Below are 14,799 nucleotides of genomic sequence, written 5' to 3' on the forward strand. Positions count from 1 at the left end.
TGGCGCTCCCCTGTCGGATGTGGTGCATTTGTTCGATCACACAGTACCAGCGGGCGGTCAGCGTTCCGAGGCCGCGAGCTGGCCGCAGGCGCCGTCGATCTCCTGGCCGCGGGTGTCGCGGACGGTCACCGGCACGCCGTGTGCCTCGATGGCCTGGACGAACGCCCGCTCGTCCTCGGGGCGCGAGGCGGTCCACTTCGAGCCGGGCGTCGGATTCAGCGGAATGAGGTTCACATGGACGCGCTTGCCCTTCAGCAGCCGTCCCAGCAGGTCACCGCGCCACGCCTGGTCGTTGATGTCCCGGATCAGCGCGTACTCGATCGAGATCCGCCGCCCGGACTTCTCCGCGTACTCCCACGCGGCGTCCAGCACCTCGCGCACCTTCCAGCGCGTGTTGACGGGCACCAGGGTGTCGCGCAGCTCGTCATCGGGCGCATGCAGCGACACCGCCAGCCGGCACTTGAATCCTTCATCGGCGAACCGCAGCATCGCCGGCACCAGCCCGACCGTCGAGACGGTGATCCCGCGCTGCGACAGCCCCAGCCCGTCGGGCTCGGGGTCGGTCAGCCGCCGGATCGCCCCGACCACCCGCTTGTAGTTGGCGAGCGGTTCGCCCATCCCCATGAAGACGATGTTGGACAGCCGGGCCGGCCCGCCCGGCACCTCGCCGTCGCGCAGCGCACGCATCCCGTCGACGATCTGGTGCACGATCTCGGCGGTCGACAGATTACGGTCCAGGCCCGCCTGCCCCGTCGCGCAGAACGGGCAGTTCATGCCGCACCCGGCCTGCGAGGAGATGCACATGGTGACCCGGTCCGGGTAGCGCATCAGCACGGACTCGACGAGCGTGCCGTCGTGCATCTTCCACAGCGTCTTGCGCGTGGTGTCGTCGTCACACGAGATGTGCCGGACGACCTTCATCAGATCCGGCAGCAGCTCGGCCGCCAGCTTCTCGCGCGCGGCCGCCGGGATGTCGGTCCACTGCGCCGGGTCGTGCGCATAGCGGGCGAAGTAGTGCTGCGACAGCTGCTTGGCGCGAAACGGCTTCTCCCCGATCGCGGCCACCGCTTCGCGGCGCTCGACGGGACTGAGATCGGCAAGGTGCCGCGGAGGCTTCTTGGCCCCACGCGGCGCGACGAAAGTAAGTTCTCCGGGTGCAGGCATGGTGCGTCCAGTGTGGCAGATCGTCCGGGGAGCCCCGGGCCGGAGCGGTGGGCGGCCATCGGGCGGGGATCGGACGGCGACCGGGCAGTGATCGGGAGGTCACCCACGGTGCCCCTCCGCCCTTCACGCGACACACGGAGAAGCAGCGAAATGCGGACCAGGGTGGACAGTTCGGGGAACGGAGCCTTTCGGCCTCACACGCGAGAGGGGCCCGCCGCTCGATGCGGCGGGCCCCTCACAGGCATCGGGTGACCGTCATACGCAGGGACACCCGGAGAGGCCGGAACCGGACGCCCCTCTTCCCCCTACGGTCCCTGGGTTCAGCCGGACCCCACGAAGATCACGAACAGCAGCCAGACGACCGGTGCCGTCGGCAGCAGGGAATCGAGGCGGTCCATGATTCCGCCGTGGCCGGGGAGCAGGGTACCCATGTCCTTGATGCCGAGATCGCGCTTGATCATGGATTCGCCGAGGTCACCGAGGGTGGCGGTGGCCGCGACCGCGAGGCCGAGCAGCAGGCCCTGCCACCAGGCTCCGTGCACGATCAGGAATTCCATGCACAGTGCGCCGGCCACCATCGCGAAGAGCACCGCGCCGACGAGTCCTTCGCGGGTCTTTCCGGGGCTGATGCGCGGTGCGAGCTTGTGCCTGCCGAACCGCCAGCCGACCGCGTACGCGCCGGTGTCGCTGACGACCGTCAGCATCAGGAAGGTCAGTACCCGTTCCGGCCCGTCGGGCTCGGCCGCGAGCATCAGCGCCACGAACGTCGCGAGGAAGGGCACATAGAACGCCGCGAAGACGCCGGCGGTGACATCCCGCAAATAGTTCTCGGGTGCCTCGGTCATCCGCCAGACGAGGACGGCCAGCGCGGTGAGCGCCATCGCCACCCAGGCGCCCTCGGCACCGCGGACATATCCGGCGGCCACCATGGCGGTCCCACCGACCGCGAGCGGTACCAGCGGCACCTTGATGTCCTTGCGCTCCGCCAGCCGCGAGGTCAGCTCCCACAGGCCCACCACGACGGCGATCGCTATCACGCCGATGAAGACAGGCTTGTAGAGGAAGAGCGACGCAACGATGATCGCGCCGAGGCCGATACCGACCCCTATCGCGGCGCGCAGATTGCGGCCCGCGCTCTTCTTCTTCGGCTTCTCTGAGTCCGGCGAGCTGTCGGACCCGGAAAGAGAGGTGGGCATGGGCTCCTGCGGCTTTTCGTCGCGGAACAGGGGGCCGCTCGGCCGAGCAGCCCCCCGGTCGTCCAGGTGATCCCGGCTATCCCGGATGTCCCGATATTCCCGGTCGTCGTCCTGGTGTCCGCCTGGCCCGGGCACGAAGGGCAGGGGCCGAGTCCGGTCCGGGTCGCCCCAGTCGTGCCCGGGACCCGCCGGGGCGGGGGGCGCCACCCCGCGAAGCGAGGAGGCCGGCCCGTGGTCGGGCATTGCCCGGTGTCCGGCGCCGGGCGGGGCGGCCCCCCAGGAAGACTCGTTCATCAGACCTCGAGGAGCTCGGATTCCTTGTGCTTGAGGAGCTCGTCCACCTGCGCCACGTACTTCGCGGTGGTGTCGTCGAGCTCCTTCTCGGCGCGGCGCACCTCGTCCTCGCCGGTTTCCTTGTCCTTGACGAGCTTGTCGAGCGTTTCCTTGGCCTTGCGCCGGACGCTGCGGATCGAGATCTTCGCGTCCTCGCCCTTGTTCTTCGCGACCTTGATGAACTCCTTGCGGCGCTCCTCGGTCAGCTCGGGGAACGTCACCCGGATGATGTTGCCGTCGTTGCTCGGGTTGACGCCGAGGTCGGAGTCGCGGATGGCCTGCTCGATGTTGCGCAGCGCGCTCTTGTCGAACGGGGTCACCACGGCCATCCGCGGTTCGGGAACCGAGAACGACGCCAGCTGGTTGATCGGCGTCATCGCGCCGTAGTAGTCGGCCACGATCTTGTTGAACATCGCCGGGTGCGCACGCCCGGTGCGAATCGCGGCGAAGTCCTCCTTGGCGACCACGACGGCCTTCTCCATCTTCTCCTCGGCCTCGAGGAGGATCTCTTCGATCACCACTTGCTCCTGGTCTTTTCGGTAAGAAGCAGAGCCTCGCCCCTGCCGCGCGTCTTCTCCTGCACGGTGTCCGACCGGCAGGCCGTTGTCCATCCCCGTACCGGGGTCTTCCCCGGTACGGGAGCTGCCGTCCGTACCGGCCGATGCCGGTACGGAACCACGGCAGTTGGGGCCGTCAGGCCCGGGTGCCCTGATCGCTGACGAGCGTGCCGATCTTCTCACCCTTCACCGCGCGCGCGATGTTGCCCTCGGCGAGCAGCTCGAAGACGAGGATCGGGAGCTTGTTGTCCCGGCAGAGCGTGATGGCGGTGGCGTCGGCGACCTTCAGGTCCCGGGTGATGACCTCGCCGTATTCGAGGGCATCGAACTTCACCGCGTCGGGGTTCTTCTTGGGGTCGGAGTCGTAGACCCCGTCCACCCCGTTCTTGCCCATCAGCATGGCCTCGGCGTCGATCTCCAGGGCGCGCTGGGCGGCGGTGGTGTCGGTGGAGAAGTACGGCATACCCATGCCGGCGCCGAAGATGACGACCCGGCCCTTCTCCAGATGGCGCACCGCACGCAGCGGAATGTACGGCTCCGCTACCTGACCCATGGTGATCGCCGTCTGGACGCGGGAGTCGATGCCCTCCTTCTCCAGGAAGTCCTGGAGGGCCAGACAGTTCATGACCGTGCCCAGCATGCCCATGTAGTCGGAGCGGGCGCGGTCCATGCCGCGCTGCTGGAGTTCGGCGCCGCGGAAGAAGTTGCCGCCGCCGATCACGATGGCGATCTCGTAGCCCTCGCGCACCACGGCGGCGATCTCGCGGGCCATCGCGTGCACGACGTCGGGGTCGACGCCCAGTCCGCCGCCGCCGGCGAATGCTTCGCCCGACAGCTTCAGCAGGAAGCGTCGCCTGCCGCCGTGGCCGGAATGGTCTGCGTGCGCGCCGTCGGCACCGTGAATCATTGAGCTCTCCTCGTGCACATACGAAGAAGGCCATTGCCGTGGGTCTGGTCAGATCCCTGTGCGGCAATGGCCTCCTCGTCACATCTGCGGCCGGCCGTTGAGCGGCCGACTGCCTACGACCCTAGCGGGGTCGTAGGTCATTCGCTGCCTTCGCGACAGGCTCAGATGCCGACCTTGATGCGCGCGAAGCGCTTCAGGGTGACACCGGCCTCCTGCAGGACCTTCTCGACGGACTTCTTGTTGTCGAGCGCGTACGGCTGACCGAGCAGCGTCGCGTCCTTGAAGAAGCCGTTGAGGCGACCCTCGACGATCTTCGGCAGGGCAGCCTCGGGCTTGCCCTCCGCACGGGTGGTCTCCTCGGCGACGCGGCGCTCGGCCTCGACGACCTCGGCCGGGACGTCTTCCTTGGAGAGGTACTTCGGGGCGAACGCGGCGATGTGCTGCGCGATGCCCTTGGCGACCTCGGCGTTCTCCTTGTCAAGCTCGACGAGGACACCGATCTGCGGCGGCAGGTCGGGCATGGTGCGGTGCATGTAGACCGACACGTAGCCGTCGGAGAACTGCGCGAAGCGGTCCAGGACGATCTTCTCGCCCAGGGTGGCGTTGGCCTCGTCGACGAACGCCTGGACGGTCTTGCCGGCCTCGATCTCGGAGGCGAGCAGGGCCTCGATGTCGGCCGGGGAGGTCTTCGCGATGTGCGCGGCGATCTCGTTGGCGACGGCCTGGAACTTCTCGCCCTTGGCGACGAAGTCCGTCTCGCACTTCAGCTCGACGATGACACCGGAGGCGTTGTCGTCGCCGACCAGGGAGACCACGGCGCCGTTCTCGGCGGAGCGGCCCTCGCGCTTGGCGACGCCCTTCTGGCCCTTGATGCGCAGCGCCTCGACGGCCTTGTCGACGTTGCCCTCGGCCTCGTCCAGGGCCTTCTTGCAGTCCATCATGCCGGCGCCGGTGAGCTCGCGGAGCTTCTTGACGTCAGCGGCGGTGTAGTTCGCCATGGTCTGTGAATCTCTTCTCGAAATCTCGAAGTCGAAAGATCTACGGGTGGACGGCGGGGGCGGCGCTTGTGGCGCCCTCCCCCGCCGTCATCAGCCGGATGCTGCGGGTCAGGCCTGCTCGGCGTCCGCGGCCGGCTTCTCGGCCTCGGCGGCGGGGGCCTCGGCGACCGGGGCCTCGGCGGGCTTCTCCTCGGCCTTGGGGGCCTCGTCGTCAGCCTTCTTCTCGCCCTCGAGCAGGTCGCGCTCCCACTCGGCCAGCGGCTCGGCGGCAGCAGCCTTCTCGCCGGGCTTCTGGTCGCCGGTGGCGGCACCGGAGCGGGCGATGAGGCCCTCGGCGACGGCGTCGGCGATCACGCGGGTGAGCAGGGTGACGGAGCGGATCGCGTCGTCGTTGCCCGGGATCTTGTAGTCGACCTCGTCCGGGTCGCAGTTGGTGTCGAGGATCGCGACGACCGGGATGTTGAGCTTGCGCGCCTCACCGACGGCAATGTGCTCCTTCTTGGTGTCCACGATCCAGACGGCGCTGGGCACCTTCTGCATCTCGCGGATACCGCCGAGGGTCTTCTCCAGCTTGGCCTTCTCGCGGGAGAGGACCAGGAGCTCCTTCTTGGTGAGGCCGGAGGCGGCCACATCCTCGAAGTCGATCTGCTCGAGCTCCTTCAGGCGCTGCAGGCGCTTGTAGACGGTCGAGAAGTTGGTCAGCATGCCGCCGAGCCAGCGCTGGTTCACGTAGGGCATGCCCACGCGGGTGGCCTGCTCGGCAATGGCCTCCTGGGCCTGCTTCTTCGTGCCGACGAACATGACCGAGCCGCCGTGGGCGACGGTCTCCTTGACGAACTCGTAGGCGCGGTCGATGTACGACAGCGACTGGAGCAGGTCGATGATGTAGATGCCGTTGCGCTCGGTGAAGATGAAGCGCTTCATCTTCGGGTTCCAGCGGCGGGTCTGGTGCCCGAAGTGGACGCCGCTCTCCAGCAGCTCCCGCATCGTGACGACGGCCATGGCCGTACTCCTTGTTGTACTCGGTTCCACTGCGGCCGGTCGGCCGCGGTGCCTGACGCCCCGACGCGCCTGCCGGGGAAGACACCTTGCGGAGCCGTCCAAGGACCGAGGAGCGCGGCCGTCGTGCTGCCCGAAAAGGGACTGGTGCACTGACGGCGGGGCGTGCGAAGTCGACCCGGTGACCCGGATCGCCATCAGAAGTGTACGGGACGGCCGATGCACCGGGCGACACACACCATTTCGATCCCCGTGCGGGTGACACCGTTGTCCACAACCGCCCGCTCGTCCACAGCTTCAGACCAAGATCCCCACGCCGCGGCGGACTGCGCCACCGTCGGGACATGCGACGGAACACACAACCGAAACCGCAACCGAAACCGCAACTGAAACCGCAGCGCACCCCACGGCCGGCCACTCGACGAAGCCCCGGATCACACTCCGGCTCGACCACGACCCGCCCTCCTCTCCCTCCCCGGCCGCGCTTCCGGCCGCCGGCACCCTTACCGCCGACTCCGCGCGCAGAACCGACCGCATATGGGCCGAGCTGTTTCTTCCCGGCCCATGCTCTGCGTGTGCTCCTGGCCCCGGCCGTGACCGCGGCGCTCATCGCTCTGTTCCCCGTACCGGCGTGCGCTGCCGCCACTCCGTCCTCGGCCGTGGGGGCGGAGCACGAGGTGGCGCACGGAGTGGAGCGGGCGGCGGACGGGCCTGCGGGTGCGGCACATGACGACGGGGTGCGTCCGCCGGAGGGCGGAGCACGCACCGAGGAGGTGCCGGAAATACCCCGTGACGTGCCGGTGGAACGCCCCGGAGCAGCGGCGCGTCGCGAGGCAGTCGCGCGGGCCGGCCCCTCCGGTGGGGACAGGGCATGGCCAGTGGGAGAGAGCGGAGGTGGCGCAGGGCCCACGGTGGTACACGGATGGGAGCCACCTCCTTCGCCCTGGGCGGCCGGGCACCGGGGAGTGGACCTGGCCGCGCCCACCGGCGCACGGGTACGGGCAGCGGCACCCGGCCGGGTTGCGTATGCCGGAACCGTCGCGGGCCGTGGCGTCCTGACGATCGAGGTATCCCGCTCGGGCCGTCCCCCGTTACGCACCACCTACGAGCCCGTGCGGCCCACGGTCCACAAGGGTCAACGCGTCACCGCAGGTCAGCCGGTCGCCGTCCTGCAGCACGGCCCGTTCCACTGCCGGGCGCCCTGCCTCCACTGGGGCCTGCGCCGCGGCAAGAGCTACCTGGACCCGTTGTCCCTGCTGCCCGACGGCATGCTCCGCGGCGGCCCCTCGCGACTGCTGCCGGTCTTCGGGATTCCTGTACCCGCGGGCGACCGCACAGCCCTCGGGCCTGCGGGAGCGACAGGACCGGCGCATGCAGCGGTACCGGCGAAACCAGCAGCTCAGCAGCGAAAGCCGACGCCAAGAGGAGCTGCCCTCATGGCAGCAGCCGGGCTCGTAGCAGCTGCCGCCTGGGCGCTGGGCCGGCTCCACCAGGGGGCTGGGTCGGCTGAGACCGAAAGGGAGGTACCCAGACAGCCGGATGGAGAGCGGCACGGCCTCCGGCAAGACGGTGGGTGATCACGAGGCAGCCGGACACCCGGAAGCGGGAGCCGGAAGAGCAGAGCAGCAGGAGCGTTGACGCTTCGGTCGTACTGCCGGTCTGCCGCAGAGGCAGCCCCGTAGAGCGAGGCGCCCATCGCAGCACAACGAGGCCGGCGACCGACGGGCTGCGGGCTGCGGGCTGCGGGCTGCGGGCTGCGGGCTGCGGGCTGCGGGCTGCGGGCTGCGGGCTGCGGGCTGCGGGCTGCGGGCTGCGGGCTGCGGGCTGCGGGCTGCGGGCTGCGGGGCTGCGGGCTGCGGGCTGCGGGCGGGCTGCGGGCTGCGGGCTGCGGGCTGCGGGCTGCGGGCTGCGGGCTGCGGGCTGCGGGCTGCGGGCTGCGGGCTGCGGGGCCAACGAGCGTGGAGGTGGTGGAGGTGGGTGGGCCGGGGGCCCGGGGGGGGGAGAGGGAAGCCCCCCAAGTCAGCCGCGAACCCCCCGGAGGGCCATGCCGACCGCCGCCTCCGTGATCTCGTCCGGGTCTTCGGCGGCACCGAGTTCGATACGGCGGACCGCGGCATCGACGACTCCCTGGAGGAGCATGGCCGCGAGGCGGGGCTGTTCATGGCCGAGGGCGGCCAGCGCCTCGACGATCATGGCGATCAGTCCGCCGTGGGCCGCGCGGATCTTCTCCCGTGCGCCGGCGTCCAGCTCACCGGCCGAAATGGCAACGACGGCGCGGTGGCGCCGGTCGCCGACCAGGGCGAGCTGCCGTCGCACATATGCCTCGACCTTCCCCTCGGGCGTGTCGACGCGCTCCATCGCGGTCTCCACCTCAGCGGCCCAGACCGGGAAGTCGACGGCGCACAGCTCTTCCACGACAGCGGCGCGCGAGCGGAAGTACTCATACACGGAAGAGCGCGCGAGGCCCGTGCGCTCGGCGAGGGCGGGGAAGGTCAGTGCTTCCGTTCCGCCTTCGGACAGCAGGGTGCGGGCAGCGTCCAAGAGGGCGCCGCGCTGCATCGTCCGGTGCTCGGCCACAGAGGCCGCTCGAATCCTGGGCACGTCACCACTCTACGGATGGCACGCCCCGCGTGGCACTCCGCATGGCGACACGGCGCGCGGAAAGCCCGGGCGCCCGGAGGGTGACTCAGCGTCCGACGTCGGCGAGCTTCGCTCTGAGCTGGAGTACGGACTTGGTGTGGATCTGGCTGACCCTGCTCTCCGTGACGCCGAGGACGTTGCCGATCTCGGCGAGCGTGAGCCCTTCGTAGTAGTAGAGCGTGACCACGGTCTTCTCGCGCTCGGGGAGGGTGTTGATGGCGCGGGCGAGCAGCCGCCGCAGCTCGCGGTCCTCGGCGATCTCGACGGGGTTCTCGGCGGCCGTGTCCTCCAGGGTGTCCATCAGGCTCAGCCGTTCACCCCCCTCGCCGCCGACGTGCAGGAGCTCTTCCAGGGCGACCACGTTCGCCAAGGACAGCTGGCTGAACACGCCGTGGAGTTCCTCCAGCGCAATGCCCATCTCCTCGGCGACCTCCGCCTCGGACGGGGTGCGGCGCAGCTGCGCTTCGAGGGTGGCGTAGGCCCGTTCGACGGCACGGGCCTTCTGCCGCACGGAGCGCGGAATCCAGTCCAGAGCACGCAACTCGTCGATCATTGCGCCGCGGATGCGGGTGATGGCGTAGGTCTCGAACTTGATGGCGCGTTCGGGTTCGAACTTCTCGATGGCATCGATCAGTCCGAAGACTCCGGAGGAGACGAAGTCGGCCTGCTCGACGTTGGGGGGCAGGCCGACGCTGACGCGGCCGGCGACGTACTTGACCAGCGGCGAGTAGTGCAGGATCAGCTGTTCTCGCAGCCGCCCGTCGCCCGACGCCTTGTAGGAGCGCCACAGCTCGTCGAGCGAGGTGGGCGGGGCGGGGCGCGCGCTGCCGCGTGCGGCGGGTGGTACAGCCGCACGATCAGACCCGGAGGTGTGCTGGGGCATTCGTCGCCTTGAGCCGTTCTGCCGAGACGCGGGTGGATGGACGTATCAGGGTTGAATTGCCTGTGAGCGTAGCGTGACCGAAGCGTTGCGGTGCGCGAGGACGGCAGGTTCGGGCGTGCGCAGATACGTTCCGCTGCCCGCACCTCAGGGTTACCTCGTACGGTGTGGCGACACCCGGACAGAGAGCCGGACGCGGACCCCCGGAGGGCCGTGCGGGCGGACGCGGTGACGCGGTGTACGGGACCCCGTCCATCCCCTGCGCCACATCGCCGTCTCCCCCATGGATCGGACCGTGCCCCGAAGCACGGCAAACCTGGATTCTGCGGTCATTCCCCTCACCCTTTCACCCGTTCGCCCCAGGTCAAGTACCGCCTCGCCGGGAACCCTCAGTCCTCTCGGCGCGTCGCGCCAACTCCCAGCGATCACCGCACCTTTGCACGAATCCGAGGGACAACAGCTCGAAGAGTTTGCGCTGCGTGACCTCTCGGGGCGTGGCGGCTTCCTCTGCCAGACGGCCGGCGTCCGTGCCGCCGCGCGCGGGCAGCGCCTCCAGTACGCGGGTCGCGACGGGATCGAGGAGGTCGCGGATGCGGGTCGGGCCCTGTTGCTCGGGAGCGAGGTCGCCGATGCTGCCGACGAGTTCGATGACCTCGTCGGCGGCGGTGACCACCGTGGCCTCGCCGCGCAGGAGTTGGTGCACCCCGGCGGACAGACTGCTGGTGACCGGGCCCGGCATTCCCATCGTGAAGCGGCCGAGGGCCAGCGCTTGTCGGGCGGTGACCAGTGAGCCGCTGCGCAGTTCGGCCTCCACGACGACGGTGCCTCTGGTGAGTGCGGCGATGACACGGTTGCGCTGGATGAAGCGGCTGCGGGTGGGGTGGTCGCCGGGCGGTAACTCGGCGACCACCAAGCCCTGTTCGGCGATCCGGCCGATCAACTCGGTGTGGCCCCGGGGGTAGGCGTGGTCGACGCCGCAGGCCATGACGGCGATGGTCGCGCCGTCCGCGGCCAACGCGCCGCGATGAGCCGCACCGTCGACCCCGTATGCGGCTCCGGAGACAACGGCCCAGCCGCGGTCGGCGAGTCCGGCGCCGATGGTGGTGGCGAGGTGCGCGCCGTAGTCGGTACAGGCCCGGGCGCCGACGACGGCGACGGAGCGCAGCGCCCACAGCCTGAGGTTGGCCGTCCCGCGCACCCACAGTCCGATGGGGCGGGCGTCGCCGAGGTCGTCGAGCTGGCCGGGCCATTCGTCGTCCCCGGGGCAGAGGAACCGGCCGCCGAGTGCGGTCATGGCCTCGAGGTCCGCGGTCGGGCGGGCCCGGGCGGCCCGTAACCGCAAGCCCGCGATCTTGGCCCGGGTGGTGCCCCCGGGCGGGTCCGCGGTGTCGTCGGAGAGAGCCTGCCAGAGGGCCACCGGGCCCATCTCGCGCAACCAGCGGCCTGCGGTTTCGTCACCCGGTTCGAGGATGCGGGTGAGGGCGGCGCGGGCGGTGCGCTGCGGTTCGTGTTCCTCGCGGTGAGCGGACCGCCGGCCGGGTGCCACAGGCCGTGCGGGAGGCGACTCGGCCGTCGTCCGTGCGGCGGGATCCGGCTCGGCGGTCGGCGCTAGGCCCGGCTCGGCGGTCGGAGCGGGGCCCGGCTCGGCGGTCGGAGCGGGGCCCGGCTCGGCGGTCGGAGCGGGCCACTGGCTCCGGCCCGGCGTGGCCGTGGCGGGTTCACCCGTGGCGAAGTCCCCTGCGTCGGTGCTGGTCATCGCTCACACCTGTCCCTGCGGCTGCGCGGCGGTCGTCGTGGTCATGCGTTTGCCCCCGCGCCCGTTCGTTGCTGTCGGTGCGCCGCGGCGTACCCCCGTGCGGAGTTCCAGGGCCCAGTTGACGTCTTCGACGGTGGGGCGGTCGCGGCCGGACAGGTCGGCGGCGGTCCAGGCGACGCGGAGGACTCGGTCGAGGCCGCGGGCCGTGAGCAGACCGCATTCGAGGTCACGTTCGGCCGGGGCCAGGGCGCCCGGTTCGACCTGCCAGCGGGTACGCAGTTCATGGCCGGGCATTTCGCTGTTGGTCCGCCACGGAGTGCCGGCGAGACGGGCCGCGGCGCGCTCGCGGGCGGCGTGGACGCGTTCGGCCACGGTCGCGGTGGATTCGGCGCCGCGGCCGAGGGCGACCAGTTCGGAGCGGGCGACCGGTTGAACGGCGATCCGGAGGTCCACCCGGTCCATCAGCGGCCCGGAGAGCCGGGCCCGGTAGCGGCGGATGGACGACGGCCGGCATTCGCAGTCGCCGCCGGGGCTGCCGTGCCGTCCGCACGGGCAGGGATTGGCGGCGAGGGCGAGGAGGAAGCGGGCGGGCATGCGCATCATGCCCGCCGCGCGGGCGACGACGACATGGCCGGATTCGAGTGGCTGGCGCAGCGCGTCCAGGACGCGTGGGCTGCATTCGGCGGCCTCGTCCACGAACAGCACGCCGTGATGGGCCAGGGATACGGCTCCGGGACGCGGCAGTCCGGTGCCGCCGCCCACGAGGGATGCCATCGTCGCGGAGTGGTGCGGGGCGCAGTAGGGCGGCCGGTGGAGGAGCGGCTGTCCCGGTGGGAGGGTGCCGGCCACCGAGTGGACGGCGGTGACCTCCAGGGATTCCTTGGGGGACAGTGGCGGCAGCAGCCCGGGGAGGCGTTCGGCGAGCATGGTTTTGCCGGCGCCGGGCGGGCCTTTGAAGAAGATGTGGTGGCGTCCGGCGGCGGCCACTTCCAGAGCGCGGCGGGCGCTGTGCTGGCCGGCGACGTCCGCGAGGTCGGGGGTGTGGCCGCCGGCCGGCAGGCCGGTGCTGACGCCGGTGCCGGGCATCACCAGTCCGGCGAGCAGGGGGTCGGGGCGGCCTTCCTCGCGGGGGTCTTCCTCGTCGGGTACCGGTTCGTCGGCGAGGACGGCGATGAGCTGGCGCAGGCTGCGCACGCCGAGGACGGAGACGCCGGGGACCAGCGAAGCCTCGGCCGCGGTCTGTTCCGGGACGACGACCTGGCGGTATCCGGCGTCGGCGGCGGCCAGTACGGCGGGCAGCACTCCGCGTACGGGCCGGACCCGGCCGTCGAGGCCCAGTTCGCCGATCATCATCAGGTCGGTGAGTTCACGGGGATCGAGGCGTTCGGCGGCGCCGAGGACCGCGCAGGCCACTGCCAGGTCGAAGCCGCTGCCGCCTTTGGGCACGGAGGCCGGGCTGAGGCCGACGGTGAGCTTCTTCTGCGGCCACTCGGTGCCGGAGTTCACGACCGCCGCCCGCACCCGCTCGCGGGACTCGATGAGGCTCTTGTCGGGCAGCCCGACGAGGGTGAAGGCCGCGACGCCGGGTTCCAGGTCGGCCTGGACCTCGACGACGACGCCCTCGACGCCGACCAGCGCGACGGAGCAGGTCCGGGCGAATCCCATCAGGCCACCCCTCGGGCGTGCTGGACGACGGGGGCACCGCGGGCCGGCAGGAGGACGCCGATCACATCGATCCGTACACCTCCGGGCGGCGGGCCGCCGTGCCGTTCCAGCCAGCGTTCCGCCAGCAGGCGCAGGCGGGCGGTCTTCTCGGGGCGTACGGCCGCCATGGGGTGTTCGTACCAGCCGGCGCGGCGGGTCTTGACCTCGCACACCACCAGGGCGTCGCCGTCGGCGGCGACGATGTCGATCTCTCCGTCACGGCAACGCCAGTTGCGCTCCAGGATGCGCATGCCCGCCTCGGTGAGCCGGCGGGCGGCCAGGTCCTCGCCATAGCGGCCGAGGGCGCGCCGTCGGGTGTCGGCCGGCTTGGCCGCCGTCGGGCCGGGCTTCGTCGATGTGGCCGTCCTCGGACCGGGCCCGGGTGGCGTGGCGGCTGCCCGTTCGGGGGCCGGTGGTCCGGGGGCGGGCGGCTCGACGGCCGGCCGCCTGCCCGTGGGTGGCTTGTGTTCGGTGGGCGGCTCGATGCCCGGCCGCCTGCCCGCAGCTGGTTCGTGTTCGGTCGGCGGCGCTCCTGCGTGCGCCTTCCGCGTCGGCTCCGCGGTCTGTGCGTCGTCCTCGGCCCTGCGGCCGGCCTGCATGGCGTTCATGCGGTACCACCTCCGGCACCGACTGTGACGCTCCCGCCCCGACCTGTTGGATCTTGGTGGACAGTGAGCCGGTTGTGGATAACCCGCTCACCCGTCCGGGTGGTGCCGGGCGGGTACGGGGCGCGCCCGAGGCCCGCCTCCCCCGCCGTTTCCGGCCGCCTCAGCTCCCCGGAAGGTCCAGGTCGCTCTTGTTGAGCTCTTCGATGTTCACGTCCTTGAATGTGAGGACGCGCACCTGCTTGACGAAGCGGGCCGGGCGGTACATGTCCCAGACCCAGGCGTCGGCCATCGACACCTCGAAGAACACCTCTCCCTGAACCGAATGCACCTGCATCTCGTAATCATTGGTGAGGTAGAAACGCCGCTCGGTCTCGATCACATATTTGAACAGTCCGACGACGTCGCGGTACTCCCGGTAGAGCTTCAGCTCCATCTCGGTCTCGTACTTCTCGAGGTCCTCGGCGCTCATGGCAGATCCCCTTCAGCCGTGCGTCCCCCCATTGTGCGTCAGACCCGCTCGGTCTCCAGGAGCACCGGCGCCTCGGGGGGCCCTTCGTCGAGCAGCGTGCGCAGCAGCTCGGCGAGTCTGGTTGGATACACCGTCTCATGCGAGGCGGACAGTTCCTCCGAAGTCCACCACCTCAGTCCCGAGACGCTGCGTCGCTCCAGGTCAGTCTGCCCGCCGGTGTCGGTGACAGTCCGATCGGTCCTTCCCAGGTAATACCACTCGTCCTGCTCCCAGCGCCGCCCGTCGAACGGGAAGGCACAGCGGCGCTTCCACAGGACGGGGCCGAGGACGGCGTCGGTGATGCCGGTCTCCTCGGCGAGCTCGCGACGGGCCGCCTCTTCACGGGTCTCCGTGCCCTCCAGGCCGCCACCGGGGGTGAACCACCACCTCTCGGCGGGGCGGGAGGGTTCGAAGCCGTGGAGCAGCAGGATCCGGTCGTCGGGGTCGAGCAGCACGATGCGGGAGACCTGGCGCACCAGGCGCGCGTCCGGTGCGTCACCGGCCGCCGCCCCCTGGGCCGCTGCCGGTCCCTCCACGCCCCGTCGTGGC

General features: G+C 70.7%; 14 protein-coding genes. 1 reads left to right on the plus strand and 13 read right to left on the minus strand.

Annotation, left to right across the window (positions count from 1 at the left end; genetic code table 11):
• Positions 1-57: 57 nt before the first annotated feature.
• The 6 genes from rlmN to rpsB all read right to left on the minus strand — a co-directional run bounded on the left by rlmN (position 58) and on the right by rpsB (position 6,157).
• Positions 58-1,164 carry a 23S rRNA (adenine(2503)-C(2))-methyltransferase RlmN gene (gene rlmN, locus D9V36_RS13275; protein ID WP_129293962.1) on the minus strand — a complete coding sequence of 369 codons (1,107 nt, stop codon included), beginning with the start codon at positions 1,162-1,164 and terminating at the stop codon, positions 58-60.
• Between the two features lie 320 nt (positions 1,165-1,484).
• A complete protein-coding gene (locus tag D9V36_RS13280) occupies positions 1,485-2,654 on the minus strand; it encodes a phosphatidate cytidylyltransferase (protein WP_206739659.1) in 1,170 nt (389 codons plus the stop codon).
• On the minus strand, positions 2,654-3,211 hold the full coding sequence (gene frr, locus D9V36_RS13285) for a ribosome recycling factor (protein ID WP_030087489.1): 558 nt from the start codon (positions 3,209-3,211) through the stop codon (positions 2,654-2,656). Before frr ends, D9V36_RS13280 begins: the two co-directional genes overlap by 1 nt.
• A 175-nt stretch (positions 3,212-3,386) precedes the next feature.
• Positions 3,387-4,157, minus strand: coding sequence for a UMP kinase (gene pyrH, locus D9V36_RS13290; RefSeq protein ID WP_129293964.1), 771 nt, complete (start codon positions 4,155-4,157; stop codon positions 3,387-3,389).
• 161 nt (positions 4,158-4,318) lie between these two features.
• On the minus strand, positions 4,319-5,155 hold the full coding sequence (gene tsf, locus D9V36_RS13295; RefSeq protein ID WP_129293965.1) for a translation elongation factor Ts: 837 nt from the start codon (positions 5,153-5,155) through the stop codon (positions 4,319-4,321).
• A gap of 108 nt (positions 5,156-5,263) precedes the next feature.
• A complete protein-coding gene (rpsB, locus tag D9V36_RS13300; protein ID WP_129293966.1) occupies positions 5,264-6,157 on the minus strand; it encodes a 30S ribosomal protein S2 in 894 nt (297 codons plus the stop codon).
• Positions 6,158-6,498: 341 nt separating this feature from the next.
• On the opposite strand from rpsB, the gene D9V36_RS42850 reads away from it, so the two are divergent.
• The gene (locus D9V36_RS42850) at positions 6,499-7,731 is read left to right on the plus strand and encodes a peptidoglycan DD-metalloendopeptidase family protein (protein WP_129293967.1); all 1,233 of its coding nucleotides are present in this window, start codon (positions 6,499-6,501) and stop codon (positions 7,729-7,731) included.
• Between the two features lie 442 nt (positions 7,732-8,173).
• On the opposite strand, the gene D9V36_RS13310 is transcribed toward D9V36_RS42850, so the two are convergent.
• From D9V36_RS13310 to D9V36_RS13345, 7 genes are all read right to left on the minus strand, one after another.
• On the minus strand, positions 8,174-8,713 hold the full coding sequence (locus D9V36_RS13310; RefSeq protein WP_129298383.1) for a TetR/AcrR family transcriptional regulator: 540 nt from the start codon (positions 8,711-8,713) through the stop codon (positions 8,174-8,176).
• A 127-nt stretch (positions 8,714-8,840) separates the two neighbouring features.
• Positions 8,841-9,677: an RNA polymerase sigma factor WhiG gene (gene whiG, locus D9V36_RS13315; protein WP_129293968.1), complete on the minus strand. Its 837-nt coding sequence runs from the start codon at positions 9,675-9,677 to the stop codon at positions 8,841-8,843.
• A gap of 361 nt (positions 9,678-10,038) precedes the next feature.
• Positions 10,039-11,430, minus strand: coding sequence for a DNA-processing protein DprA (gene dprA / locus D9V36_RS13320; RefSeq protein WP_241720861.1), 1,392 nt, complete (start codon positions 11,428-11,430; stop codon positions 10,039-10,041).
• A 3-nt stretch (positions 11,431-11,433) separates the two neighbouring features.
• On the minus strand, positions 11,434-13,095 hold the full coding sequence (locus D9V36_RS13330) for a YifB family Mg chelatase-like AAA ATPase (RefSeq protein ID WP_129293969.1): 1,662 nt from the start codon (positions 13,093-13,095) through the stop codon (positions 11,434-11,436).
• Complete coding sequence (locus D9V36_RS42855) at positions 13,095-13,415, minus strand: YraN family protein (protein WP_241721301.1); 321 nt, start codon at positions 13,413-13,415, stop codon at positions 13,095-13,097. The genes D9V36_RS13330 and D9V36_RS42855 overlap by 1 nt, the downstream gene beginning before the upstream one ends.
• Positions 13,416-13,902: 487 nt before the next feature.
• The gene (locus D9V36_RS13340) at positions 13,903-14,211 is read right to left on the minus strand and encodes a DUF2469 domain-containing protein (protein ID WP_003980220.1); all 309 of its coding nucleotides are present in this window, start codon (positions 14,209-14,211) and stop codon (positions 13,903-13,905) included.
• Positions 14,212-14,249: 38 nt separating this feature from the next.
• The gene (locus D9V36_RS13345) at positions 14,250-14,786 is read right to left on the minus strand and encodes an NUDIX hydrolase (RefSeq protein ID WP_129293971.1); all 537 of its coding nucleotides are present in this window, start codon (positions 14,784-14,786) and stop codon (positions 14,250-14,252) included.
• Positions 14,787-14,799: the final 13 nt, after the last annotated feature.

The sequence above is a fragment of the Streptomyces lydicus genome (genome assembly GCF_004125265.1).
Classification (GTDB): domain Bacteria; phylum Actinomycetota; class Actinomycetes; order Streptomycetales; family Streptomycetaceae; genus Streptomyces; species Streptomyces lydicus_C.